At 74.3% G+C, this 23,544-nt stretch carries 24 protein-coding genes; 12 read left to right on the forward strand and 12 right to left on the reverse strand.

Features of this window, described 5'->3' with window-relative positions:
* Nucleotides 1-206 precede the first annotated feature (206 nt).
* Together ACFW6A_RS04750 and ACFW6A_RS04755 are read right to left on the reverse strand one after the other, a co-directional pair.
* Entirely contained in the window at nt 207-1,595 is a 1,389-nt protein-coding gene (locus ACFW6A_RS04750) for a rhodanese-like domain-containing protein (RefSeq protein ID WP_386484734.1), read from the reverse strand.
* A 78-nt stretch (nt 1,596-1,673) separates the two neighbouring features.
* Nucleotides 1,674-1,997, reverse strand: a complete 324-nt coding sequence (locus ACFW6A_RS04755; RefSeq protein ID WP_351857114.1) for a rhodanese-like domain-containing protein — start codon at nt 1,995-1,997, stop codon at nt 1,674-1,676.
* 145 nt (nt 1,998-2,142) lie between these two features.
* Here ACFW6A_RS04755 and ACFW6A_RS04760 point away from each other — a divergent pair, with 145 nt between their 5' ends.
* Both ACFW6A_RS04760 and ACFW6A_RS04765 read left to right on the forward strand, forming a co-directional pair.
* Nucleotides 2,143-3,558, forward strand: a complete 1,416-nt coding sequence (locus ACFW6A_RS04760; protein WP_386638648.1) for an MFS transporter — start codon at nt 2,143-2,145, stop codon at nt 3,556-3,558.
* A complete protein-coding gene (locus ACFW6A_RS04765) occupies nt 3,555-3,812 on the forward strand; it encodes a transposase (protein WP_386638651.1) in 258 nt (85 codons plus the stop codon). The genes ACFW6A_RS04760 and ACFW6A_RS04765 overlap by 4 nt, the downstream gene beginning before the upstream one ends.
* Before the next feature lie 517 nt (nt 3,813-4,329).
* Here ACFW6A_RS04765 and ACFW6A_RS04770 read toward each other — a convergent pair.
* Nucleotides 4,330-5,295 carry a pirin family protein gene (locus tag ACFW6A_RS04770; protein ID WP_351857118.1) on the reverse strand — a complete coding sequence of 322 codons (966 nt, stop codon included), beginning with the start codon at nt 5,293-5,295 and terminating at the stop codon, nt 4,330-4,332.
* 147 nt (nt 5,296-5,442) lie between these two features.
* Here ACFW6A_RS04770 and ACFW6A_RS04775 point away from each other — a divergent pair, with 147 nt between their 5' ends.
* The 4 genes from ACFW6A_RS04775 to ACFW6A_RS04790 all read left to right on the forward strand — a co-directional run bounded on the left by ACFW6A_RS04775 (nt 5,443) and on the right by ACFW6A_RS04790 (nt 8,106).
* Complete coding sequence (locus tag ACFW6A_RS04775) at nt 5,443-5,787, forward strand: tetratricopeptide repeat protein (protein WP_351857120.1); 345 nt, start codon at nt 5,443-5,445, stop codon at nt 5,785-5,787.
* A gap of 51 nt (nt 5,788-5,838) precedes the next feature.
* Complete coding sequence (locus ACFW6A_RS04780) at nt 5,839-6,342, forward strand: hypothetical protein (RefSeq protein WP_386638654.1); 504 nt, start codon at nt 5,839-5,841, stop codon at nt 6,340-6,342.
* Nucleotides 6,343-6,427: 85 nt separating this feature from the next.
* On the forward strand, nt 6,428-7,033 hold the full coding sequence (locus tag ACFW6A_RS04785) for a DUF305 domain-containing protein (protein WP_386638657.1): 606 nt from the start codon (nt 6,428-6,430) through the stop codon (nt 7,031-7,033).
* 191 nt (nt 7,034-7,224) lie between these two features.
* On the forward strand, nt 7,225-8,106 hold the full coding sequence (locus ACFW6A_RS04790) for a F510_1955 family glycosylhydrolase (RefSeq protein ID WP_386484741.1): 882 nt from the start codon (nt 7,225-7,227) through the stop codon (nt 8,104-8,106).
* A gap of 23 nt (nt 8,107-8,129) precedes the next feature.
* Here the strand turns inward: ACFW6A_RS04790 and ACFW6A_RS04795 are convergent, their stop codons facing one another.
* Both ACFW6A_RS04795 and ACFW6A_RS04800 read right to left on the reverse strand, forming a co-directional pair.
* On the reverse strand, nt 8,130-9,848 hold the full coding sequence (locus tag ACFW6A_RS04795; RefSeq protein WP_351854555.1) for an amidohydrolase: 1,719 nt from the start codon (nt 9,846-9,848) through the stop codon (nt 8,130-8,132).
* Nucleotides 9,849-9,956: 108 nt separating this feature from the next.
* Nucleotides 9,957-11,363, reverse strand: coding sequence for a purine-cytosine permease family protein (locus tag ACFW6A_RS04800; RefSeq protein WP_386638661.1), 1,407 nt, complete (start codon nt 11,361-11,363; stop codon nt 9,957-9,959).
* Nucleotides 11,364-11,526: 163 nt separating this feature from the next.
* Between ACFW6A_RS04800 and ACFW6A_RS04805 the strand changes: the two genes are divergently transcribed.
* Nucleotides 11,527-12,135, forward strand: a complete 609-nt coding sequence (locus ACFW6A_RS04805) for a TetR/AcrR family transcriptional regulator (protein ID WP_386484232.1) — start codon at nt 11,527-11,529, stop codon at nt 12,133-12,135.
* Nucleotides 12,136-12,238: 103 nt separating this feature from the next.
* On the opposite strand, the gene ACFW6A_RS04810 is transcribed toward ACFW6A_RS04805, so the two are convergent.
* Nucleotides 12,239-13,696 carry a dihydrolipoyl dehydrogenase family protein gene (locus tag ACFW6A_RS04810; protein WP_386484234.1) on the reverse strand — a complete coding sequence of 486 codons (1,458 nt, stop codon included), beginning with the start codon at nt 13,694-13,696 and terminating at the stop codon, nt 12,239-12,241.
* A 112-nt stretch (nt 13,697-13,808) separates the two neighbouring features.
* On the opposite strand from ACFW6A_RS04810, the gene trxA reads away from it, so the two are divergent.
* Nucleotides 13,809-14,186, forward strand: a complete 378-nt coding sequence (gene trxA, locus ACFW6A_RS04815) for a thioredoxin (RefSeq protein ID WP_351854566.1) — start codon at nt 13,809-13,811, stop codon at nt 14,184-14,186.
* Nucleotides 14,187-14,277: 91 nt separating this feature from the next.
* Here trxA and ACFW6A_RS04820 read toward each other — a convergent pair whose 3' ends face one another.
* From ACFW6A_RS04820 to ACFW6A_RS04830, 3 genes are all read right to left on the reverse strand, one after another.
* The gene (locus ACFW6A_RS04820; protein WP_351854568.1) at nt 14,278-15,465 is read right to left on the reverse strand and encodes a thiolase family protein; all 1,188 of its coding nucleotides are present in this window, start codon (nt 15,463-15,465) and stop codon (nt 14,278-14,280) included.
* A gap of 258 nt (nt 15,466-15,723) precedes the next feature.
* Nucleotides 15,724-15,993, reverse strand: a complete 270-nt coding sequence (locus tag ACFW6A_RS04825; RefSeq protein ID WP_351854571.1) for a hypothetical protein — start codon at nt 15,991-15,993, stop codon at nt 15,724-15,726.
* 96 nt (nt 15,994-16,089) lie between these two features.
* Nucleotides 16,090-16,491, reverse strand: a complete 402-nt coding sequence (locus ACFW6A_RS04830) for a RidA family protein (protein ID WP_386638664.1) — start codon at nt 16,489-16,491, stop codon at nt 16,090-16,092.
* 189 nt (nt 16,492-16,680) lie between these two features.
* Between ACFW6A_RS04830 and ACFW6A_RS04835 the strand changes: the two genes are divergently transcribed.
* A complete protein-coding gene (locus tag ACFW6A_RS04835) occupies nt 16,681-17,664 on the forward strand; it encodes a helix-turn-helix transcriptional regulator (protein WP_386638667.1) in 984 nt (327 codons plus the stop codon).
* Nucleotides 17,665-17,821: 157 nt separating this feature from the next.
* On the opposite strand, the gene ACFW6A_RS04840 is transcribed toward ACFW6A_RS04835, so the two are convergent.
* Entirely contained in the window at nt 17,822-18,916 is a 1,095-nt protein-coding gene (locus ACFW6A_RS04840) for a LacI family DNA-binding transcriptional regulator (protein ID WP_386638670.1), read from the reverse strand.
* Nucleotides 18,917-19,075: 159 nt separating this feature from the next.
* Here ACFW6A_RS04840 and ACFW6A_RS04845 point away from each other — a divergent pair, with 159 nt between their 5' ends.
* The 3 genes from ACFW6A_RS04845 (at nt 19,076) to ACFW6A_RS04855 (ending at nt 22,189) form a co-directional block, all read left to right on the forward strand.
* On the forward strand, nt 19,076-20,374 hold the full coding sequence (locus tag ACFW6A_RS04845; RefSeq protein ID WP_386638673.1) for an MFS transporter: 1,299 nt from the start codon (nt 19,076-19,078) through the stop codon (nt 20,372-20,374).
* Between the two features lie 89 nt (nt 20,375-20,463).
* Entirely contained in the window at nt 20,464-20,667 is a 204-nt protein-coding gene (locus ACFW6A_RS04850; protein ID WP_351854618.1) for a hypothetical protein, read from the forward strand.
* A gap of 94 nt (nt 20,668-20,761) precedes the next feature.
* Entirely contained in the window at nt 20,762-22,189 is a 1,428-nt protein-coding gene (locus ACFW6A_RS04855) for a flotillin family protein (protein ID WP_386638676.1), read from the forward strand.
* A 120-nt stretch (nt 22,190-22,309) separates the two neighbouring features.
* Here the strand turns inward: ACFW6A_RS04855 and ACFW6A_RS04860 are convergent, their stop codons facing one another.
* Together ACFW6A_RS04860 and ACFW6A_RS04865 are read right to left on the reverse strand one after the other, a co-directional pair.
* Complete coding sequence (locus tag ACFW6A_RS04860; RefSeq protein ID WP_351854586.1) at nt 22,310-22,474, reverse strand: hypothetical protein; 165 nt, start codon at nt 22,472-22,474, stop codon at nt 22,310-22,312.
* A gap of 97 nt (nt 22,475-22,571) precedes the next feature.
* Nucleotides 22,572-23,420, reverse strand: a complete 849-nt coding sequence (locus ACFW6A_RS04865) for a TIGR02452 family protein (RefSeq protein WP_386638680.1) — start codon at nt 23,418-23,420, stop codon at nt 22,572-22,574.
* Nucleotides 23,421-23,544: the final 124 nt, after the last annotated feature.

Here is a 23,544-nt window from a genome sequence, read left to right on the forward strand (position 1 = left end):
TGGTTTTTTGCTTTTGTGTGTTTGTGTGGGGTGGCGGCTGGCCTCTCCTTTTTTTTTGTTTTGGGGGGGGGGGGGGGGCGGGGGGCCCCCCCCCCCCCCCCCCACGACGGGGAGGAGTGGGGGCAGTGCGGCCCCTGACTCCTCCACGGGCCGGCGGTGCACGGCGGAAAGGGTGCCGGACTCGTGCCCGGCCGGCGATCGGGTGGTCAGACGGCTGCCGGCTCGGCCGCGAGGGCCCAGGCGGCCCAGCCGCCGAGGATGTCGGAGACGTCCTCGAAGCCGCGGTGGCGCAGCAGGCTGGCGGCGATGGAGGACCGGTGGCCGCCCGCACAGTGCAGGACCAGGGGCCGGTCGGCGGGGAGTTCACCGGCTCGGGCGGGCAGCTCGCTGAGCGGGATGTGCAGGGCCTCGGGGATGAAGCCGTTGGCCTCGCGCTCGCCGCAGGTGCGCACGTCCACCACCAGCGGGGGGTTCTCCCCGGCCAGGGCGGCCTTGAGGTGCGCGGCGGTGAGGCGGCTGGCCGGGGCGACCTCGTCGGCCAGCACGCGCAGCGCGTCCTCGGGGTTGCGGACGTAGCCCACGACCCGGTCGAAGCCGACGCGGGCGAGCCGGGTGACGACCTCCTCCTCGCGGTTCTGCGGGGCAATGACGAGCAGTTCTGCGGCCGGGTCGAGGACGGTGCCCGCCTGTTCGGCGAACCGCCCGTCGGCGGGCACGTTCACCGCGCCGCTCAGGTGGCCCGCGGCGAACTCCTGCGGGTCGCGGGCGTCGACGACGACCGCTCCGCCGTCGCGCAGTTCGGTGAACTCGCCGAGCGCGAGCGGCCGGGCCGCGGCGGTCGCGTCGTACAGGGTGCGGTCCTTGCGGTTGAGGTCGGCGTCGTAGGCGAAGTAGCCGGGCGCAGCCGACTGGCCGGCGGTGACCAGGGCCACGAACTCCTCGCGGCTCATCGGAGCGCAGGCGTAGTTGGTGGCGCGCTGCTCGCCGATGGTGGAGGTCTTCTCCGTGGACAGGTTCTTGCCGCAGGCGGAGCCCGCCCCGTGAGCGGGGAAGACGCGGACCTCGTCGGGCAGGCCCATCAGCTTGTTCTGGACGCTGTCGTGGAGCATCGCGCCCAGTTCGTCGGCGGTGACGCCGACGGAGGCGAGCAGGTCGGGGCGGCCGACGTCGCCGATGAAGAGGGCGTCGCCGGTCAGGACGCCGTACGGGACGGCGTCGTCGGCGTGCTCGTACACCAGGACGCTGATCGACTCCGGGGTGTGCCCGGGAGTCTCCATGACCTGCAGGGTGACGTCACCGAGCGAGATCCGCTCGCCCTCAGCCAGGTGCCGGACCGGGTACTCCGTCTCGGCACGCGCGCCATAGCCGATCCACGCACCCGTCTCGGCCGCCATCTCCAAGTGCCCGGCGACGAAGTCCGCGTGGAAGTGGGTGTTGATCACACCGACGACGGTCAGGCCACGGGCCCGGGCGTCGGCGAGGTACTCGGAGACGTCCCGGCGCGGGTCGACCACCACCGCCTGCCCGGTCTGCTCGTCGGCGATCATGTACGACGCCTGGGACAGGCAGTCGAGGTAGTACTGGGCGAAGAACACGGCGAACCTTTCGACGGAGAGAACGAGCGCGGAGCGGAACCCCGCGGAAGTGCGGTGGGAGAGCGGTCGGCCGGCCCGTCAGGCGGCCCGGACGTCCGAGCCGCGCACGACCGGGCGGCCGGCGCGGGCCCAGCCGGAGGTGCCGCCCGCGACCGAAACCGCCTGGAAGCCGGCGGCCTCCAGGTGCTCGGCGGCCCAGGCGCTGCGGTTGCCGCTCGCACAGATGACGTAGACGAGCCGGTCGGCGGGCAGCACGGCGAGATGGGCACCGAGCTCGGAGAGCGGTGCGGGGCGGGCGCCCGGCACGTGGCCCGCCGCGTATTCGTCCGGCTCGCGGACGTCGATGGCGAAAGCGCCCTGAGCCAGCTCGGCCGCGAAGACGTCCAGATCCACTTCACGCATGGAGATCACCCTTTCGGATACCCCCCGGGGTACTTACGCCGTCGACTGTAGGCAGGACCGGAAGGGGAAGTCAAATACCCCCCCGGGTATCTCACGTCACAGTGGAGGCCGCGCGAGAAAAGGGGAGATACATACCCGTGGGGGTATGCTGATCTGCGAATACGAGAACGGAAAGGACGGCGACGAGATGACCCAGAGGACCATGGCTGCCCCGCCGCCCTCCCCCGGCGCCGTCCGGCTGGGGCTCCGGGAGAACCGGGCGCAGTTCGTCCTGCTCGTCGTCGTCACGGCGGCGGTCGGGGCACTGGTCGGGCTGGAGCGGACGACGGTCCCCCTGATCGGGACCGAGGTCTTCGGACTCGCCGGGAACCTGGCCGTCTTCTCGTTCATCATCGCCTTCGGGCTCGCCAAGGCCCTCACCAACCTCGCCGCCGGGGCGCTCACCGCCCGGTTCCGGCGCAGACAGCTCCTGCTCACCGGCTGGCTGATCGGCGTGCCCGTCCCGTTCGTACTGGCCTGGGCGCCGTCGTGGTGGTGGATCGTGGCGGCGAACGTCCTCCTAGGCGTCAACCAGGGACTGACCTGGTCGATGACCGTCAACATGAAGATCGACCTCGTGGGACCCGCCCGCCGCGGACTCGCCACCGGCCTCAACGAGGCTGCCGGTTACGTGTCGGTGGGCGCCACCGCCCTGCTCACCGGCTACCTCGCCACCCACCACGGCCTGCGGCCCGCGCCCGAGCTCGTCGGCGTGGTCTTCCTCGCCGCCGGACTCGGCCTGTCCCTGGCGGCCAAGGACACCGCCGCCCACCTGGCCCTCGAACTCTCCCGCCACCCGGCGCCCGGAGGCGGCGGGCCGGCCGGGCCTTCCTTCCGGGAGACCTTCGCCCTCACCTCCTGGCGCGACCGCTCCCTGCGCGGCGCCAGTCAGGCCGGTCTGGTCAACAACCTCAACGACGGTCTGACCTGGGGCGTCTTCCCGCTGCTCTTCACCGACCACGGCCTCGGCATCGCCGCCATCGGCCTGATCAAGGGGATCTACCCGCTGCTGTGGGGCGTGGGCCAGATTCCGGCGGGGCACCTCGCCGACCGGATCGGCCGCAAGCCGCTCGTCGTGGCCGGGATGCTCGTCCAGGCGGCGGCCCTGCTGCTCGCCCTCGCCCTCCCGGGCGGCCCGCTCCTCGCCGGAGTCCTCTCCGCCGTCGGCCTCGGGCTCGGCACCGCGCTGGTCTACCCCGCGCTCATCGCCTCCGTCTCCGACCACGCCCACCCCGCCTGGCGGGCCCACGCCCTCGGCACGTACCGGTTCTGGCGCGACATCGGCTACGCCGCCGGCGCCCTGGTCGCGGGGGTCCTCGCCGACGCGCTCGGTCTGGACGCCACCATCCTCGCCGCCGCCGTCCTCACAGCGCTCTCGGGCCTCCTCGCCGCCCGCTGGATGACCGACCGCCCCCGAACCCGACCGCCCCACTTCGCCGGAACCCCTCGGGGCGTTCGTGGCCGAGGCGCCGGGCGGACAGAGCGCGGACCGGCTCTCAGAGGTCCCGACAGAAGCTGTTGATCACGTCACTGTCGGCCGGGTTGTCCGTCGGCCTGTTCGTGGCGAAGAGGAACTCCCGGCCGTGGATCGTGCCGGATGAACTGTGGTCGCCGGTCGAGCCGCTGTTGCCGGCTCAGGCGCCGAAGCCGGTGGCGGGGCGGCCCCGGGTTCCTGACCGGCAGGCTCTGTGCGGGATCCTGTTCGTACTGCACACCGACATCCAGCGGGAACACCCGCCCCAGGAGCTCAGCTCCGGCTCCGGCATGACGTGCTGACGACGCCTGGCGACCTGGAACGAGGCCGGCGTGCGGGACCAGCCGCACCTGGTCCCGCTCGAGAAGCCGCGCTCGGCCAAGCAGCTGGACTGGTCGCGGGCGGTAATCAACCCCAGCCACGTCCGGGCCGCTCGACGCGGCCCAAAAGCGGACCCGGCCCGGTCGACCGAGCGCGTCCGGGCAGCAAGCACCACGTCCTCGTCGACGGACAGGGCATGCCACTCGCCGTGTCGCTGACCGGCGGAAGCCGCAACGACGTCAACGGTGCCGAGACCGGCGCGCTGCCACTGCCCGCGCTACACCCTCAGAGCACCCGATGAACCGTCAGCCAAGTCGGCGAAAGGTCGGCATTCAGCTGACCAGACCTGCTCGCACCCGAGCACACCCCGAAAGCACACCCGCCGACCGCACGACTGCGGAAGGGGCTGCGATACGCACCCTCCCGCAGTCGCGACGAGAGCCCCGGTGAAGCCGAGCGGCCCTCGACTTCGAATCGATACAGAAGGGAAGGCCCAGGTCAGCGCACCCTCCCTCGCGCCTTCAGCGGCGTCGCCGGGACTTCCGGCGCGTCCAGCCGGTCGCCGTCGTACCCCTTCACCTCGCCGAAGCGGTCGGACGTCATCCAGTCCTCCCTCGCCCGGCGGATCTCCTCGTCCGTGCGGCCCACGAAGTTCCACCACATGACGATCTCCTCCTCGAAGGGTTCGCCGCCGAGGAGCATCAGGCCCGCGTCGGAGGAGGCGCGGAGCGGGAGGGCGGTGCGGCCGCAGCCCAGGTAGAGCATGGAGCCGGGCAGGACGGGGACGCCGTCGACGTGGACTTCGCCGGACATGGCGAGGACCGCGTACTCGAAGTCCGGGTCGAGCGGGAGGGCGGCCTCGGTGCCGGCGGTCAGGGCGAGGTCGGCGCCGACGATCGGGGTGTACGCGGTGCCCGGCGAGGCCGTGCCGTCGAGGGAGCCCAGGATCACCGTGGCGGTGAGGCCGGGGGCGGTGACGCGGGGCAGGTCGGCGTGGTGCTGGAAGTGCGGCTCGACGTGCCGGTGGGCGTCGGGCAGGGCGACCCAGAGCTGGGCGCCGTGCAGCAGCCGGGCGTGCGGGCGGGGGCTCTCCTCGGAGTGGGAGATCGCCCGGCCCGAGGTCATCAGGCCCAGCTCGCGGGGGCGGATCGTCTGGAGGCTGCCGGTGGAGTCGCGGTGCAGGACCTCGCCCTCGTGGAGCCAGCTGACGGTCTGGAGGCCCATGTGGGGGTGGGGCGGGACCTGCATGCCGGGCTCGTCGGCGATGTCGTCGGGGCCGTAGTGGTCGACGAAGACCCAGGCGCCGACCATGCGCCGGCCGAGGTTCGGCAGCAGGCGCCGCACCTCGGTCGACTCGCCGAGCCGGACGTGGCGGGGGCTGAGGAGTTCGCGTACGGGCTCGGCGACGACGAAGCCGCGGCCGCCGCACACGGCGAGCTCGGCCTGGCGGTCGAGATTGCTCATCGGGGATCGACACCTCTCCGGTGGGGGGAAGGGGATTCCGTGGATCTGCGGGACCCAGTGGTGGAATGTTCAACTACTCTTCGGTGTTGACGAGGGCGGACCACCCCACAGGGTGGCAGATCCGGCACCCCGGAACAGGGAGAGCAAGTGAGCGACACGTACTACGAGTTCGGAACGGCCGCCGACCGCTGGAGCCGCGCGCAGCTGTTCTTCGACGCGAAGGAGTACCAGACCGCCGTCCGCATCCTGCGCGGCCTCGTCGCCGAGCACCCGGACCAGACGGCCCAGCGGCTGCTGCTCGCCCGCGCCTACTACCACTCCGCCCAGCTGGGGAACGCCGAGACCGAGCTGCGCGCGATCCTGGAGCGCGACCCGGTGGAGCACTACGCCCGGCTGATGCTCGGCCGGACGCTGGAGCGCCAGGGCCGCCAGGACGAGGCCGCCCCGCACCTGCGGATGGCCGCGGCGATGAGCGGCGAGCTGCCGTCCTGACGCGGAACTGATACCCCGGCACGGTATGGTCGGACCCAGGAGGTCCTGATCATGCCCACACCCCGGCCGCGCCCCGGCGAGCGAGCAGGAGGTGCCCTCGCGCACCTCCTGCTCGTCGTCGTGCTCGCGCTCGGGGTGTTCATGATGCACTCCGTGGGCCATCCCGGGGGGCCGCCCTCGGAGACGGCCCACGGCGCCGTGACGAACGGTGTCGTGGCGAGCAACGTCGTGACGAGCGGTGCCGTGACGGCCGGGGAGGCGGCGGCCGGCGGAACGGTGACGGCGGGCGGGGCGGGGCATTCCGCGCGGCCCGACGGCGCCCACGGGGCCGCCCCGCAGGACGAGGGGCACGCGCCCGGCTCGGGGATGGACATGACCACGCTCTGTGTGGCCGTCCTCGCCGGCTGGCTGCTCGCCGGCCTCGTCCGCGCCGCGCTCGGCCGCCGCCCCGACTGGCTCGTCCTCCTCCTCGCGCGGCTCGCACCCGCGCCCGGGCCGCACGCCCCGCCGCGCCGCCCTCCCGACCTCGCCCTGCTGTCCGTCCTGCGGATCTAGGCCGTACCGCCCGCCGCGGGCCGCTCCACGCCGCCCGCGCACCCCGGTACCCCCTGCCCGTACGTACAGCACCCGAGGAATCACCATGCGTACTTTCCGGAAGCGCACCCCCCGCACCCTCGCCCTGGCCGGCGCCGTCACCGCGGCCGCCCTGCTCCTCGCCGCCTGCGGCGAGGACGACCCCATGAAGGGGATGGGCCACGGCGGTACGACCCCGTCGGCCACCGTCTCGGTCACCGCGGACTTCAACGACGCGGACGTGATGTTCGCGCAGATGATGATCCCCCACCACGAGCAGGCCCTGGAGATGGCGAAGCTCGCCGACGGGCGCGCCGAGGACGCCGACGTCAAGCGGATCGTCGCGGCCGTCGAGAAGGCGCAGGACCCCGAGATCCGGAAGATGAAGGCGTGGCTCAAGGGCTGGGGCAAGCCCGAGTCCGCCGGAATGGGCCACTCGATGGCCGGGATGATGTCCGAGCAGGACATGAAGGACCTCGCCGCCGCGAAGGGCGAGGACTTCGACCGCACCTTCGCCGAGCTGATGATCGCCCACCACGAGGGGGCGGTCGAGATGGCGAAGACGGAGCAGAAGGACGGCGGGAACGCCGAGGCGAAGGCCCTGGCGGGCGAGGTCGTCCGGGCCCAGACGGCGGAGATCGCCGAGCTGAGGAAGATCCTCGACCGGCTCTGAGCCGCGCCGGCGTCCGAGCCCGGCCCCGTCCGAGCCCGGCCCGGTCCGCGTGCGGGCCGGGCCGGAGCGGACCGGGCCGGGGGCCCGCCCCCTCTTTCCGGGCGGGCCCCCGGCCGCGCTCCCTCCCCCACCCGGCCACCGGCCTTCCTTCCCTTCTCCCCTCCCGCCCTCTCCCGGCGAACGAAAGAACGATGATCAAGCCTCGCCTTCCCAGGGCCGCGGCCGTCTGCGCCGCGACCGCCCTCGCCCTCGTCCTCACCGCCTGCTCGGGTTCTGGATCCGAAGGATCGGATCCTGGATCCGCCTCCACCTCCGCCCTCACCCACATCCACGGACTCGGCCTCCACCGGGACACCCTGTACGTGGCCACCCACGAGGGGATCCACTCCCCCGGCCCCGGCGGCGCGCCCGTCCTCGTCGGCGACCGGCGGGACGACTTCATGGGCTTCACCGTCGCCCGCGACGGCACCTTCCTGGCCAGCGGCCACCCCGCGCCGGGCAGCGGCGGTCCCGCGAACCTCGGGCTCATCGCCTCGGCCGACGCCGGGCGCACCTGGGCGGAGAAGTCCCTCGGCGGCGAGGTCGACTTCCACGCCCTGGACACCGCGCCCGGCGGGTCCGTCTACGGCTACGACAGCACCAACGGGCGGCTGCGGGTCACCCGCGACCTGACCGCCTGGGAGGACCGGGCCGAGCTCCGGGCCCTCGACATCGCCGTGTCCCCGACGGCCCCGGACACCGTGGTCGCCACCACCGAGAGCGGCGTCGCCCGCAGCACCGACGGCGGCCGGACCTTCTCGCCCGGGGCGGGGCAGGTCCTCGCGTACGTCTCCTGGGGCGCGGCCGACGCGCTCTACGGCGTCTCGCCGGAGGGGGTCCTCTTCCGGTCGGGCGACGGGGGCGCCGCCTGGACCAGGGCCGGCACCGTGCCCGGCGGCGGCCCGCAGGCGCTGACCGCCGTCGACGCGCGCCGGGTGCTCGTCGCGACCGGGGACGGGGTGTACGAGTCCCGGGACGCGGGCCGCTCGTTCGTCCGCCGGATGGAGGTGACCTCCGGGAAGGACGGGCACTGAGGAGCGGAGCCGCAAGGCCGCACTCACCCCGCGACGGCCCCCACCGCCCCGCCACCACCGACGACCGCATCGCCACCCCCGACCGCGCCGCCGTCGACGACCACCTCGCCGCCCACGACGACCGTCTCCGCGACCGTGCCGGGGATCTCGTCCGGGGCGATCCGCAGGATGTCCCGCGAGAGGACCACGAAGTCGGCGAGCTTGCCGACGGTGAGCGAACCCCGCTCGTGCTCCAGGAAGTTCGCGTACGCCGAGCCCATCGTGTAGCCCTCGACGGCCTCGGCGGCGGTGAGGGTCTGGCCCTCCGTCCAGGGTTCGCCGCCGGCGAGCGGGCGGCGGGTGACGGCGGCGTGGATGCCGACCATGGGGTCCATCTCGGCGACGTTCCAGTCGCTGGAGAGGGCGAGCACGGCGCCCGCGTCGCGCAGGTCGCGGAGCGGCCACGCCTTGTGCCAGCGGTCGGGGCCGATGTTCTCGGCCCAGTCCTGGCCGGGGCCGGCGATGTCCGGGGCGGCGTGCCGGGGCTGCATGCAGGCGACGACGCCGAGTTCGGCGAAGCGCGGGGTGTCGGCGGGGTCGAGGCACTCGACGTGGACGACCTGGTGGCGGGCGTCGCGCGGGCCGTTGACGGCGCGGGCGTGGGCGACGGCGTCGAGGACGGTCCGGATGCCGCGGTCGCCGGTGGCGTGCACGAAGCACTGGAAGCCGCGGGCGTCGAGACGGGCCAGCAGGTCGGCGAACTCCTCGGGCGGGTAGAAGGTGTCGCCGCGGTGGTGGGCGCAGCCGGCGTACGGCTCCAGGAGGGCGGCGGTGCGGGGTTCGACGACGTCGTCGATGTAGAGCTTCAGCGGGCCGACGCGGAAGCGGTCGTCGGCGTGCTCGCCCGCGGCCGCCTCGAAGGCGTCGAGGTCGGCGTCGGTGGTGCCGCGCGGGTGGAAGAGGGCGGCGACGATCCGGGAGCGGAGCCGGCCCTCGGCCCGCGCGCGGGTGAAGAGGGCGAGGTCGTCGAGGGAGTTCTGGGGTTCGACGACGGTGGTGATGCCGAAGCGGACGGCGTCGTCGAGGCTGCGGGCGAGGCGCCCGTACTGGCGGTCGGGCGAGGCCCACGGGACGCCGAGGGCGCGCAGCGCGCGGTGGCCGTCCCGGGAGAGGCCCTTGACCGCGAAGTCCTTGACGAAGCCGGTGGGTTCACCCGTGGCGGGGTCGGTGACGGCGCGGCCGAAGGGCAGGTCGGTGTGGTCGCGGTCGACGCCGAGGGCGCGCAGGGCGGCGGTGTTGAGCCAGGCGGTGTGGACGTCGTAGCTGAGGACGAGGGCGGGGGTGTCGCCGGTGGCGGGGTCGAGGTCGGCGGCGGTGGGCATGCGGCCGCCGGGGATCGCGGAGTAGTCGAACGCCTCGGCCTCGATCCAGGGGGCGTCGGGGTGGGCGGCGTGCCAGGTCCGCACGCGCGCGTGGATCTCGTCGAGGGTGCGGGCGCCGGCGAGCTGGACGCAGGCGTCGTCGGAGCCGAGCCGGACGTGGTTGTGGGCGTCGACGAAGCCGGGCAGGACGAGCCGTCCGGCGGCGTCGAGGAGGCGGGTGCCGGGCCCGGTCCAGGCGGCGGCGTCCGCGTCGGCGCCGAGCCAGACGATCCGCCCGTCCCGTACGGCCATCGCCTCCGCCTCCGGCAGCGCGGGGTCGACGGTGTGGATGCGGGCGCCGGTGAGGAGCAGGTCGGCGGGGGCGGGGGTGGTGCCGTTCATGCGGGGTGCGTTCCTTGTCGTACGGGAGGGGTGGCGGCGGGCGCGGACGGGCCGGGCCCGGCCGGGTGAGTGGGGTGGGGTCGTGGGGTGGCGGGGGCGTGGGCCCGGTCAGGCTGCCGGGTGCGGGGTGGCGGTGCGGCGGGCCAGGAGGACGTACACGAGCGCGGCGACGGGGGCGCCGAGCAGGGTGAGGTCGGCGCCGCCGAGCGGGGCGACGAGGGGGCCGGTCCAGAGGGCGGAGTCGCAGGTGAGGGCGGAGAAGAGGCCGCCGGCGAGGAGGGCCGCGGCGCCGGCGGGGTGCCAGCCGGCGCGGTACCAGTAGGCGCCGCCGGGGCCGGTGCGGTGGAGGGAGTCGGAGTCGTAGCGGCAGCGGCGCAGCACCATGTCGGCGAGGAAGACGCCGCCCCAGGGGGCGAAGACGATGATCAGGAGGGAGAGGAAGGAGAGGAGGGAGGTGGTGAAGTCGGTGAGGAAGAGGGCGCCGAGGGAGCCCGCGGCGGTGACGGCGGCGCTGACGGCGAGGGCGCGGGCGCGGTTCCAGGGGATGCCGAGGACCTGGAGGTTGAGGCCGGAGGAGTAGAGGGTGATGACCGAGTTGGTGACGGAGCCGCCGAGGACGAGGGCGAGGAAGACGGGGCGGAACCAGCCGGGCAGCAGGCTCTCGGCGCCGGCGACCGCGTCGGTCATGTCCGTCCGCGTGGCGGCGGCGACGCCCGCGACGCCGAGGGCGACCGAGGAGAGGAAGCCGCCGAGGGCGCCGCTGACGGTGACGGCCCGCAGGGTCGTGGTCCGGGGCAGGTAGCGGGTGTAGTCGGCGGGCATCGGGAGGTACGAGAACGGGCCCGCGAGCATCACCACGAAGGCCAGGCTCCATCCGGCGGCGCCGGGCCCGGCCGCCGGGGCGGCGGTGTCGGCGCCCGGCACCAGGAGGACGACGAGGACGCCGAAGCCGACGGCGAGGACGTAGGCCATCCAGCGCTCGGCGAACTGGACGGTGGCGTGGCCCCAGAAGGAGATCGCGAAGGTCAGGGCGAGGGTGACGGCGAGGGCGAGGGCGCGGGGCCCGGCTCCGCCGGACCAGCCGAGGGCGGCGAGGAAGGCCTCCAGGGCGAGGGTGCCGACGACGGTGTTGACGACCGTGTAGCCGATGCTGACGACCCAGTTGAGCGCGCCGGCGGGGCGGTTGCCGCGGGGGCCGAAGGCGGCGCGGGAGAGCACCAGGGTGGCGGTGCCGGTGCGGACGCCGCCGAGGCCCGCGGCGCCGATCGCGAGGAAGGAGAGGCCGCCGAGCACGACGACGGCGGTGGCCTGCCAGAAGGAGAGGCCGAAGGAGACGGCGAGGGCGCCGTTGATGACGTAGGTGAAGGTGAGGTTCGAGCCGAACCACACCCAGAAGACGTCCTTGGCTCCGCCGTGGCGCTCGGCGTCGGGGATGGGGTCGATGCCGTGCTCCTCGACCTGGAAGACCTCGTCCCGGGTGGCGGTCAGCGGTGTCGCCGGCTGGTGGTCGAGCACATCACGCTCCTCTTGAATGGCGTTCTAACTTCTTGAATGGCATTCAAGATGGGTGACGGGTTCCGGCCACGTCAAGACCTGGGGGGAGATCCGGTTAAGGTCGTTTCCGTACGCGGTGCCGCGCAGGGGCGGCGCCGCCGCGAGGGAACGGGGCACGGCGACGGTGGCAGGGGCGGCACGGCGGCGCGACGGACACGTCACCCAGGAGCGGATGCTGGAGGAGGCCATGGCGGCGATCGCCGAGGACGGCCTCGCCTCCCTCACCATGTCCGCGCTGGCCGAACGACTCGGCACCAGCGGCGGCCACATCCTGTACTACTTCGGCTCCAAGGACCGGCTGCTGCTCGCCGCCCTGCGCTGGAGCGAGGCCGCGCTGGCCGGGGAGCGCCGGGCGCTGCTCGCCCGCCGGACCACCGCCGAGCGGAAGCTCGACGACTTCCTGCGGCTCTACCTGCCGCGCGGCCCGCGCGATCCGCGCTGGACCCTCTGGATCGAACTCTGGGCCAGGACCGCCGGCAACCCCGAACTGCGCGAGGCCCAGCGGGAACTGGACGCCGACTGGCAGCGCGACCTGGAGTCCCTGCTCGCCGCCGGGGCGGCCCGGGGCCGCTTCGCCCCGCTCGACGCGGCGGCCCGCGCCTCCGAACTCCTCGCCCTCCTGGACGGCCTGAGCACCCGCGTCGTCCTCGGCGGCCCGGACTCCGCGTCCGGCGCCCGCCCCGCCCTGGACTCGGCCCGGGCGGCGGCGGCCCTGCTCGTCCCCCGCGCCTGACCCCGCCCGGCCGCCCGGCGGCCGTCGGGCCCGAACGGCCGGACGGACGCGCCGGGGTGACGGTCCGTCCGCTGCGTCCGCCGGGTCCCCCGCCCCGCGGGGCTCACTCCGTCCCGGTGCCGTCCCGGTACGCCTCCAGGAGCCGGAGCCAGACCTCGCTCAGCGTCGGGTACGAGGGGACCGCGTGCCACAGGCGGGAGACGGGCACCTCGGCGGTGACGGCGACGGTGGCGGCGTGGAGGAGCTCGCCGACGGCGGGGCCGACGAAGGTGGCGCCGAGGAGGACCTCGCGGTCGAGGTCGACGACGATCCGGGCCCGGCCGCGGTAGCCCCGGGCGTAGAGGCCCGCGCCGGCCACCGAACTCATCTCCACGTCGACCGCGCGGACCCGGTGTCCGGCGCGTTCGGCCTCGGCCAGGCTCAGGCCGACGGCGGCGGCCTCCGGGTCGCAGAAGACCACCTGGGGGACGGCCCCGTGGTCGGCGGTGGCCGCGAGCGGCCCCCAGGGCGCTGCGCCGGCGGGAGCGGTGCCGGCCGCGCGGGCGGCGATCGCGGCGCCCGCGATCCGGGCCTGGTACTTGCCCTGGTGGGTGAGGAGGGCCCGGTGGTTGACGTCGCCGACCGCGTACAGCCAGTCGGTGCCGGCCACCAGGAGGCTGTCGTCGACGTCGAGCCAGGAGCCGGGTTCCAGGCCGACGGTCTCCAGGCCGATGGACTCGGTGCGCGGGGCGCGGCCGGTGGCGAAGAGCACCTCGTCGCCCTCGATCGTGTCGCCGCCCTCCAGGACCACGGTGACGGGGCCGCGGCCGCCGTCCCGTACGACCGCCTCGACCGACACGCCGGTGAGGACGTCGGCGCCGCGCGCCCGCAGGGCCTCGGCGACCCGCTCACCGACGAAGGGCTCCATCCGGGGCAGCAGCCCGTCGCCGCGCACCAGCATCGTGACGTGGGAGCCGAGGGCGTGCCACGCGGTGGCCATCTCCACGCCGACGACGCCGCCGCCGACCACGAGCAGCCGGCCCGGCACCCGGTCGGCGCTGGTCGCCTCGCGGCTGGTCCAGGGGCGCGCGCCGGAGAGCCCGGGCAGCGGGGGCAGGACGGCGCGGCTGCCGGTGCAGACGGCCACCGCGTGCCGCGCGGACAGGACGTGGCGCTCGCCCTCGGGGCCGTCGACGGCGACCCGGCGGGGACCCGCCACGCGCCCGTGCCCGCGGTAGACGCGTACGCCGATCGAGTCCAGCCAGTCGACCTGCCCGTCGTCCTTCCAGTGGCCCACGGTCTCGTCCCGGTGCGCGAAGACCTCCAGCGCGTCCAGGGGGCCGTAGACCGCTTCGCGCAGGCCGGGGACCTTGCGCGCGTCCGAGCGGGCCAGGACCGGGCGGAGCAGGGCCTTGCTGGGCATGCACGCCCAGTAGGAGCACTCGCCGCCGAGGAGTTCGGCCTCCACGATCGCGGCGGTCAGACCGGCCGCCCTCACCCGGTCGACGACGTTCTCGCCGACCGGTCCCGCACCCAGCACCACCACGTCGTACTCGTGCTCGTTCTCCACCGTTCGCGTCATGGGGACCAGTCTGGTGGGTGGGGGCCGGAATAGCGCGGCTCGACAGACCGTTGTGCGGGGCGAGTCCCCAGAGGACCGTGAGGACACCACCGGAGACGGGAAAGGCGGCGGCATGAGCACCATCGAGCTCACCAAGGACAACTTCGACGAGGTCGTGAGCGGGAACGACTTCGTCCTGATCGACTTCTGGGCTTCCTGGTGCGGACCCTGCCGTCAGTTCGGCCCGGTCTACGAGGCGGCGTCCGAGCGCCACCAGGACCTGGTCTTCGCCAAGGTCGACACCGAGGCGCAGCAGGAGCTGGCCGCCGCCTTCGAGATCCGCTCGATCCCGACGCTGATGATCGTCAGGGAGAACGTGGCGATCTTCGCGCAGCCGGGCGCGCTGCCGGAGGCCGCGCTGGAGGACGTCATCGGCCAGGCGCGGAAGCTGGACATGGACGAGGTCCGCAAGTCCGTCGCCGCGCAGCAGGCGGGCGGACAGCCCGAGTGACCGGGGCGCTTCGCGCACGGTGAGTGAGAGCCCCCGCTCCGGCGGGGGCTCACCCGTGTCCGTACGCCCTCCGGCCGGACGGGGAGCCCGGTCAGCGCTCCAGGACCAGGGCCAGGCCCTGGCCGACGCCGATGCAGAGGGCCGCGAGGCCCGTGCCGGAGCCGGCGGCGGCCAGCTGGTGGGCGACCGAGCCCGCGAGCCGGGCACCGGAGGCGCCGAGCGGGTGACCGAGGGCGATGGCGCCGCCGCGCGGGTTGACGATCGCGGGGTCGAGTTCCGGCCACTCGGCGAGGCAGCCGAGGGCCTGGGCGGCGAACGCCTCGTTGAGTTCGAAGGTGGTCAGGTCGGCGAAGGAGCGGTCCGCCCTGGACAGGGCCCGCCGGACGGCGGCGACCGGGCCGAGGCCGAAGAGCTGCGGCTCGACGCCGGTGACGGCGGAGGCCCGGATCCGGGCGAGCGGCTCGCGGCCGGTCTCGCGCAGCCCGTCCTCGTCGACGAGGAGGAGGGCGGCGGCGCCGTCGTTGAGCGGGGAGGCGTTGCCGGCGGTGACGGTGCCGCCGTCGGGCCTGAAGGCCGGCTTGAGGCGGCCCAGCGCCTCCAGGGAGGTGTTCTCCCGGACGCACTCGTCGCGGTCCAGCTCCGCGCCCGGGTACGGGACGACCTCGCCGTCGTACAGGCCCTTGCCCCACGCCTCGGCGGCCTTGCGGTGGCTGTCGAGGGCGAAGGCGTCCTGCGCGTCACGTCCGAGGCCGTGGCGGTCGGCGACGAGTTCGGCGCCCTCGCCGAGGGAGACGGTCCACTCGGCGGGCATCCGCGGGTTGGTCATGCGCCAGCCGAGGGTGGTCGAGTGCAGCTGCTGGTGGCCGGCCGGGAAGGCGCGCTCGGGCTTCTGGAGCACCCAGGGGGCCCGGGACATCGACTCGACGCCGCCGGCGATCGCGACGGAGGCATCCCCGACGGCGATGGCGCGGGCGGCCTGGATCACGGCCTCCAGGCCGGAGCCGCAGAGCCGGTTCACGGTGACGCCGGGGACGCTCACGGGCAGCCCGGCGAGCAGGACGGCCATGCGGGCCACGTCCCGGTTGTCCTCGCCCGCGCCGTTGGCGTCGCCGAAGTAGACGTCGTCGACGAGGGCCGGGTCGAGGCCGGGCGTGCGGTCCACGAGGGCCTTGACGACATGGGCGGCGAGGTCGTCCGGGCGTACGGAGGCGAGGCCCCCGCCGAACTTCCCGATGGGGGTGCGGACGGCGTCGACGATGTACACGTCGCGGATGCTCATCGGATCTCTCCCGGGTCCCGGCGGAACGACTCTGTTCGCCTGGTGAACGATGGTTCGCACTGGTGCGCGCGGAGAGTCTGGAGCCGCCGGTCCGGCCTGTCAACGACGCCCGGCGGCGGGGGCTGCGGGGGCGCGGCAGGCCGGTGGGCGGGGGCGGCGGGGTCGCGGCAGGTCGGTGGGCGGCTGCTGCGGGGGCGGCATGCCGGGGGCGGGGGCGCGGCAGGTCGGTGGGCGGGCTCGGCGGCCTCACCGCCGGGTTCATGCCGCGGGCGCGTCCCGGACCAGGGCGACCAGGCCGTAGTCCAGCTCGCGGCCGTCCACGAGCAGCGCCTCCACCGCGCGCGTCTCCGGGTCGACGTCGGCGACGATCCCGTGCCCCTCGTACATGGGGTACCCGGACTCGCCCTCCCGCCCGGTCAGCTCCACCACGGCCGACCGCACCGCGCTGTCGGCGACGGCCGCCCCGCCCCGGTCCTCGACGTGCGCGGGCACCAGCAGGATCTCGTAACGCTTCGGGTGAGTGCTCATGCCACCGACGCTAAGCGCTGCGCCCGCCTCCCGCCGTGCGAGGCCGGTCGGGGCCGGGCGGGAGGCGGGGCGGGGTGGGGTGGCAGGGCCGTCGGGTCAGGCGACGGCGGTGCCCTCCAGTTCGACCAGCTGCCCGGGGACCGCCAGGCGGGTCACGCCGAGCATCGTGGTGGCCGGTGCCGCGTTCGCGGCGCCCAGCCGTGCCGCCAGGACGCCGTAGTGGGGGAAGAGAAGGTCGACGTCGGTGGTGTAGACGTTCAGCCGGACGAGGTGCGCGAGGGACATGCCGGCCCCGCCGAGCACGGCCTCCAGGTTGTCGAGGCTCAGCGCCAGCTGCGCCGCCATGTCACCGTCGTGCTGCGGCTTGCCGTCGGTGTCCGTCGCCGTCTGCCCGGAGACGTACAGGGTCCGGGTGTGCCCGGTGACCAGCTCGCCCTGGTTGAACCCCAGGTCCGACGACCAGGACACCGGGTTGATCGCTGCGCGTTCCACTGCCATGTCGGCTCCCATGCGTTCGTGCGCTGCAAGGGCTTCGGGTGCTCCTTGCGGGTGCTGACGAGGCTTCCAGCGAAACGTGACATCCTCTGTCATGTTTCCGATCCAAGGTTTCTGACCGAAGCCTGAATCCGGGATCCGAGCCCTCCCGGATCTCCGATGCCGATGTCGTGCGTTGGCTACGGTCCTCCCATGCGTGCCGACCGTCTCGTCTCCCTCGTGCTGCTCCTGCGTCAGCGCGGCCGGATGACGGCGCCCGCCCTCGCCGGCGAGCTGGAGGTGTCCACCCGTACCGTCCTCCGCGACATCGAGGCGCTCTCCGCGGCCGGGGTGCCGGTCTATGCCGAGCGCGGGCGGCACGGCGGGTTCGCGTTGCTGCCCGGCTTCCGGACCGAGCTCACCGGGCTCAACCGCGACGAGGCGCTCGCCCTGCTGACGGCCGGTTCAGGGCGTGGCGAGCAGGTGTTCGGGCTGGGTTCGGCGCTCGCCTCGGCCATGCGCAAGGTGGTCGACGCGCTGCCCGAGGACCACCGGTCGACCGCGAGCGACGCGGCCCGGCGCTTCCTCGTCGAGCCGGAGACCGACCTGCTCTCGCGCCGTACGGTCACGGAGGAGGTGTCCGGTACGGCGATGGGCGAGATCCGGCGGGCGGTGCTCGCCGGGCACAAGCTCCGCATCCACTACGCGGCAGCGGACCAGCCGCCCCGGTGGCGCACGGTGGATCCGATCGGCCTCGTCACCGTGCGCGATCGGGGCTATCTGCTGGCCGTGCGGGCCGGCGCCGACCGCACCTACCGGCTGTCACGGGTGCTGGCCGCCGAGGAGCTGCCCGACCCGGCGGAGCGGCCGGGCCGGGTCGACCTCGACGAGGCGTGGCGGGAGCGGTGCGCGCGGTTCCTGTCCACGGATCACCTTCCCGTCCTGGTCCGGGTGAGGCCGGAGCGGCGGGAGGACCTGCTGGCCACCGCGGTGGCCGTCCGGGCGGCGGAGGCAGAGGCCGAGGCGGAGGCGGAGGGCTGGCTGCGGCTGGAGGCGACGTTCCAGGACCTCCGGCATGCCGAGTGGGCCCTGTGGCAGCTCGGTACGGACGCGGAGGCCCTGGCGCCGGAGCCGCTGCGCGCCTCGCTCCGGGACCGCGCCGCCGCGGTGGCAGCCCGTTACGGCCGCCCGGTCTGAGCGGGCCGCCCGACCAGCCCCCGGCCCGAGAACCGCCGGGACCGTCCGGGCAACCGAGGCCACCCGCGGCCCCGGGGCCCACCGGGCCCCCGCCGACCACCCGGGCGCCCCGTCCCACCACGCGCACTCCGCCCCGTCCCGAAGGCCCGTCCGGCCGTCAGCTGGACTCGCGCGGGATGATCCGCGAGTCGAGCAGCGGGCGGTTGCCCGTCTCGCCGGCGGTGCCGTTCACGGCGTCGTCGACGAGGGCGGCGAGTTCCCCGCCCGGGATGAGGTCGATGCGGACGGTGGTCAGACGGGGGCGCAGGAGGCGGCCGAGGAGGAGGTCGTCGGCGCCGACGACGGCGGTTTCGCCGGGCACGTCGACGCCCGCGTCCTGGAGGGCCCTCATGAGGAGCATGGCGTACTCGTCGTTGTAGCCGAAGACGGCGTCGAGGCCGAGTTCCGGCCAGCGCGCGGCCAGTGCCCCGGCGGACTCCTCGGTGTACGCGAGGGGCAGCGGTACGACGGTGGCGCCGGCCGCCTCGGCCGCACGACGGGCGCCGTCGAGGCGGGGGCCCGAGAACGTGCCGAGGCCCGGTTCCTCGGGGACGACCACGCCGATGCGGCGGCGGCCGGTCGCGACCAGGTGCTCGGCGGCGACCCTGCCGACCCCCGGCTGGTCCAGGACGAGGGAGTGGGTGCCCTCGGCGTCGCGGGACCCGACGGTGATCACCGCCTTGACGCCGGAGCGCCTGAGGATCTCCACGGCGCCGGGCGTCACCTCCACCTCCCCCGTGGAGACCACGGCGGCGGGGCGCAGCTCCGCCCAGGCGCGGGCCGCGTCCTCGGGGGCGAGGCCGACGCTGCCGTACTGGACGACGGTGTAGTCGAGCCGGCGCAGGGCCCACTGGAGGTCGTTGAAGAAGCGGCTGTAGAGCGGGCCGACGGGGACGTGCGCGGTGGGCAGCAGCACCAGCCTGCTGTGGCCGGCCCGCAGGGTGCGGGCGGCGGCGTGGGGGACGTAGCCCAGCTCGCGGGCCGCCTCGCGGACCCGCTCGCGGGTCGGTTCGCTGATGCGGACCGCCGAGGTGTTGTTCAGGACGTAGCTGACGGTGGCCCGGGAGACGCCCGCGAGGCGCGCCACGTCGGCACTGGTCGGCACGGCGCGGGCGGGCGTGCGGTCCGGGGCGCGGTCCGAAGAGGGATCCGGGGCGCGGTGCGGGGCGCGGTCCGGGGCGTGGTCGGCGGGCTGTTCGATCGACTGACTCATCGCTTCGGCATCTTTCCAGAACAATCCGGCGCAGGGTCTGGCGGATGGCCGGATATGAGTGCTACACAATGCTGACACGAGTCACTGACACGTGTCACTACCCCGAAATCATCCGCTTCCCGCCCCTCGTCGGGCGTTCTCCCTTCCCTGGAGGGCACCGTGGCCCTTTCCTCCCCCGGGACCGGAGCCGGTACGGGCTCCGCACCCGCCGCAGGCTTCGCCGCCGGTCCCGGCTCCCCCGCGGGGGCCGGCCCGGCCGCCACCGCCCGGCCCACCCGCGGACTCCTGCCGCTGCTGCTCCTCGGCAACACCGCGATGTACGCGCTCTACATCGGAGTGGCGGGCATGCTGCTCGCGCTCCAGATCGAGGCCATCGACCCGGCCGGGAAGGTGGCGAACTTCGGGCTCGTCGCCGGCGTGTCCGCGATCTTCGCGACCGTCTTCAATCCGGTCGCGGGGGCGCTCTCCGACCGCTCCGGGCGCCGCAACCCCTGGATCCTGGGCGGCGGCCTGCTCGCGGTGCCGGTGATGCTGCTGCTCGGCAGCGTCCACACGATCCTGCTGGTCGCCATCGCCTGGTGTCTGGGGCAGGCGGTGATGAACGTCTACCAGGCGGCGATCACCTCCGTGGTGCCCGACCGGGTGCCCCTCGCCGCGCGCGGCAAGGCGTCGGCGGCCGTCGGGCTCGGCCTGCCGATCGGCTCGACCGTCGGCGCCCTGGTCGGCGCGGCCTTCTCGGAGGACTACCGGACCGGCTACCTGGTCTTCGGCGCCCTCGTCGCCGTCACCGCCGTGGTCTTCACCTCGCTCGCCCGCGAGGAGCGGCTGCCCGCCCGGGCCCCGATGCCGGCCAAGGCGCAGATCGCCGCCTTCGGCAGCGCGCTGAAGGACCACGACTTCCGCTGGGCTTTCATCGGCCGGGCGCTGCTCGTCCTCGGCTACTTCGCGGTGTCCGGCTTCCAGCTCTACATCCTCAAGGACCACACCGACCTGCCGGCCGGACTCTCGGCCGAGGAGGCCGTCGCCGTGCTCATGCCGGTCAACTCCGTGGCCATGGTGGTCTCCACGGTCCTCGGCGGCTGGCTGTCCGACCGCTTCGACCGCCGCAAGCTCTTCGTCGGCGCCTCGGCGGGACTGGCCGCCGTCGCCCTGCTCCTCCCCGCGCTCTCGACGAGCTGGACCGCGATGCTCGTCTTCTCGGTCGTCAACGGCCTCGGTTTCGGCTGCTACATGGCGGTGGACACGGCCCTGGTGACCATGGTCCTGCCGAAGGCGGAGGACGCCGCCCGCGACATGGGCGTCCTGAACGTCGCCAACGCGGGCCCGCAGATCGTGGCCCCCTTCGTCGCCTCGGCGGTGGTCTCGATGGGCGGCGGCTACACCCCCCTCTTCGTCGTGGCGGCCGTGCTGTCGGTCCTGGGCGCGCTCGCGGTCCGGCCGATCCGCTCGGTCCGCTGACCTGCGCTCCTCCCAGCGGACTCCAACGACCGCCGGACGTCACGGTTCTGACGTACCGTTCAGCCATGGACGAGTCGATGGACAGCTCGATGGTGGGACTGCTCGGCCGGGTGACCGGGACGATCGGGCCCGGACTCGTCGGCGAGGTGATCCTGCGGATCCGCGGCGGGGCGGAGCACTTCCTGGCGTACGCCGCGTCCCCGAAGGAGCGGATCGCGGTCGGCACCCTGGTGACCGTCGTGGAACACCTCCCTCCGCGCACCGTCTATGTCACAGCCGTGTACGACGTCTGACACGACGTCCGTCACGACCGTTGAGTGCGCCCCGCCCCGGGCGCACACTCCCTTCACCGGATCCGCACGGCTCCGGTGAAGGGGGACCTTTCCCATGGGCATCGGCATTCTGGCGGGCGCCGTCGTCGGCTCGCTCGTCGTCCTGATCGTCCTGTTCAAAATGATGTGGCGCGTCGCGGAACCCAACGAGGCGCTCATCATCTCCGGTTCCAACCACAAGAACGAGGGCCTCGGCGACGGCATGGGGTTCCGCATCGTCACCGGTCGCGGCACCCTGGTGGTGCCCGGCGTGCAGGCGGTGCGGAAGCTGTCGCTCGACCTCAACGAGACCCAGCTGTCCGTCGAGTGCGTCACCCACCAGGGCATTCCGCTCAAGGTCCGGGGCGTGGTGATCTTCAAGGTGGGCGACGACTTCGTGTCGATCGCCAACGCGGCCCGCCGCTTCCTCGACCAGCAGAAGCTGATGAGCGAGCGGGTCCACATCGTCTTCGCCGGTCATCTCCGTGCCATCGTCGGCGGGTTGACCGTGGAGGACATGATCCGTGACCGGGAGAAGCTGACCGGGCAGGCCCGTTCGGCCTGTGGCACGGAGATGGAGAAGCTCGGTCTGATCGTCGACTCGCTCCAGATCCACGAGATCGAGGACCCGACCGGCTACATCAAGAACCTCGCGGCCCCGCACGCGGCCGCCGTCCAGCGCGACGCCCGGATCGCGCAGGCGGAGGCCAACCGCCGGGCGACCGAGGCCGAACAGCAGGCCGCCGCCCGGATGTCGGAGGCCACCCGCGACAGCGAGATCCTCCAGGCCGGTTACCAGGCCGAACGGGACCAGGCCAGCGCCCGGGCCCGGCAGGCCGGACCCCTCGCCGACGCCGCCTCCCGCCAGGAGGTGGTCGTCCAGGAGACCCGGGTCGCGGAGCTGGAGGGCCTCCGCAAGGAGCAGCAGCTCCAGGCCGAGGTCCGCAAGCCGGCCGACGCGATGGCGTACGAGACGCGGACGCTGGCCGAGGCCGAGCGCGACGCCCGGATCTCGGCCGCGCAGGCCAAGGCCCGGGAGACCGAGCTGGCGAGCGCGGCGACGGCCACGGCGACCCGGGTCACCGGTGAGGCCGAGGCCGCGGCGGCCCACGCCAAGGGCCTCGCGGTGGCCGAGGCCACCCGCGCCAAGGGCCTGGCCGAGGCAGAGGCGATCAAGGCGCGGGCGGCGGCGCTTGCCGAGAACCAGGAGGCCGTGGTCGCGCAGCAGCTCGCGGAGCGGTGGCCGGAGATCGTGGAGGCCGGCGCCTCGGCCTTCGGGAACGTGGACCAGATGGTCCTCCTGAACGGCGCCGACGGCATGGCGGAGATGTTCGCCAAGGCCCTCACCATGGGCGGCACCGGCCTCGGCCTCGCCCGCCAGCTGCTCGCCACGATGAGCCCGGCCGGCCCCGACCGCCCGGCTCCCGCCGCCGTACCGGCGTCGCGGGGCGGCGAGGAGGAGGTGACGACGGTCGAGATCACCGTCGGCGACGACGACACGTGACCCCACGGCCCCCGTGAACACCGGCGGGCCCGGCGCCGTCCTGGCGCCGGGCCCGTGCCTGTGTCCCGGATCCCGGAGGTCGGACCCCGGAGGCCGGACCCCGCTTCCCCGGAACCGCGATCAGTTGTGCCCGAACTTCCGCTCCCGGCGGTGGGACGGCTGCTCGATGACGGACCGCGGCGCCTCGCTCGTGGTCCCGCCCTTCTCCTTGGCGGATGCCGTCTCGCGCTGTTCGTGACCGCCCGTGCGGGCGCCCTTGTTCACCCGGGTCTGCTTCTTGCCCACGATCGTGCCTCCCGTACGACTGCGACGACGGCTCCGGGACGCGCCTCGGGCGCGTCGCCGTGTCCTTTCAGGCTCGCACGCGGGTACGAAGCACGCATTACGTGACGGGGCGGGCACCGGCGACGGGGTCCAGGACCCGGCGGAAGGCGGCGAGGGTCGGGGTCCCGGCGGCGCGGTCCAGGACGGCGAAGACGGTCTCGTCGAAGTGGCCGGCGAACCGTCCGTCACCGGTCAGCAGCGCCTTGAAGGCGCCGGCCACCCCGGCCGGGTCGTTGCGGAAGACGCCGCAGCCCCAGGCACCCAGGACGATCCGGCGGTACCCCTCGGCGGCGGCCGTCTCCAGGACCCGCTCGGCGCGGGAGGCCAGCGCGGCGGGCAGCCGGTGGGCCCGCTCGGGACTCATGCGCCGGACGACGCCCGCGTTGGGGGCGGGCGAGGTCAGGAAGCCGACGGTGAAGGGGGCGGCGAGCAGGGCGCCGCGGTCGTCGCGGAAGACCGGGACCCGGGGCGAGTGGATCACCCGGTCGGTATAGAAGGCGTCCCGGTCGCTCCGGTGGTGCTCGTAGTAGGCGGGGGCGCGGAGCAGCGTGGCGTGGAGGGCGGAGGAGCGGCACAGGGCCTCCTCCTGTGCCTGGGCGCCGTTGAGGTAGCCGCCGCCGGGGTTGCGGGCGGAGGCGAAGTTCAGGACGGCCACCGGACGGCCGGGGTCGGCGGTGGTCATCCGACGGGCGGCGGCGAGGCTGCTCTCGCCGGTGACCTCGATCCGGCCGGCGCGGCCGGTGTCCGGGGTGACGGGTATGGGCCCGGGGCCGTACAGACGGGTTCCGGCCAGGGCCGCCGCGAGGTCCTCGCGGAGGGAGACGGTCCGCCCGTCGGGGGCGGTGTAGGAGCCCGCGGCGACGATCGCCTCGGTCTGCCGCGCGACCTCGCGCAGTCGTGCACTCATACGACGAGGGTGATCGTTTCGGTGGCTGCGGGACAAACGGTTTTCCGCGCTGCCGGTGGCCGCTGGTCCGGGAGCGTTTTACGGACGTCCGGGGGCACAGGGGCGCGCGTGGGGGCGCCGAGGC

Origin of the sequence: Streptomyces sp. NPDC058758, assembly GCF_042746075.1 — a bacterium.
GTDB lineage: Bacteria > Actinomycetota > Actinomycetes > Streptomycetales > Streptomycetaceae > Streptomyces.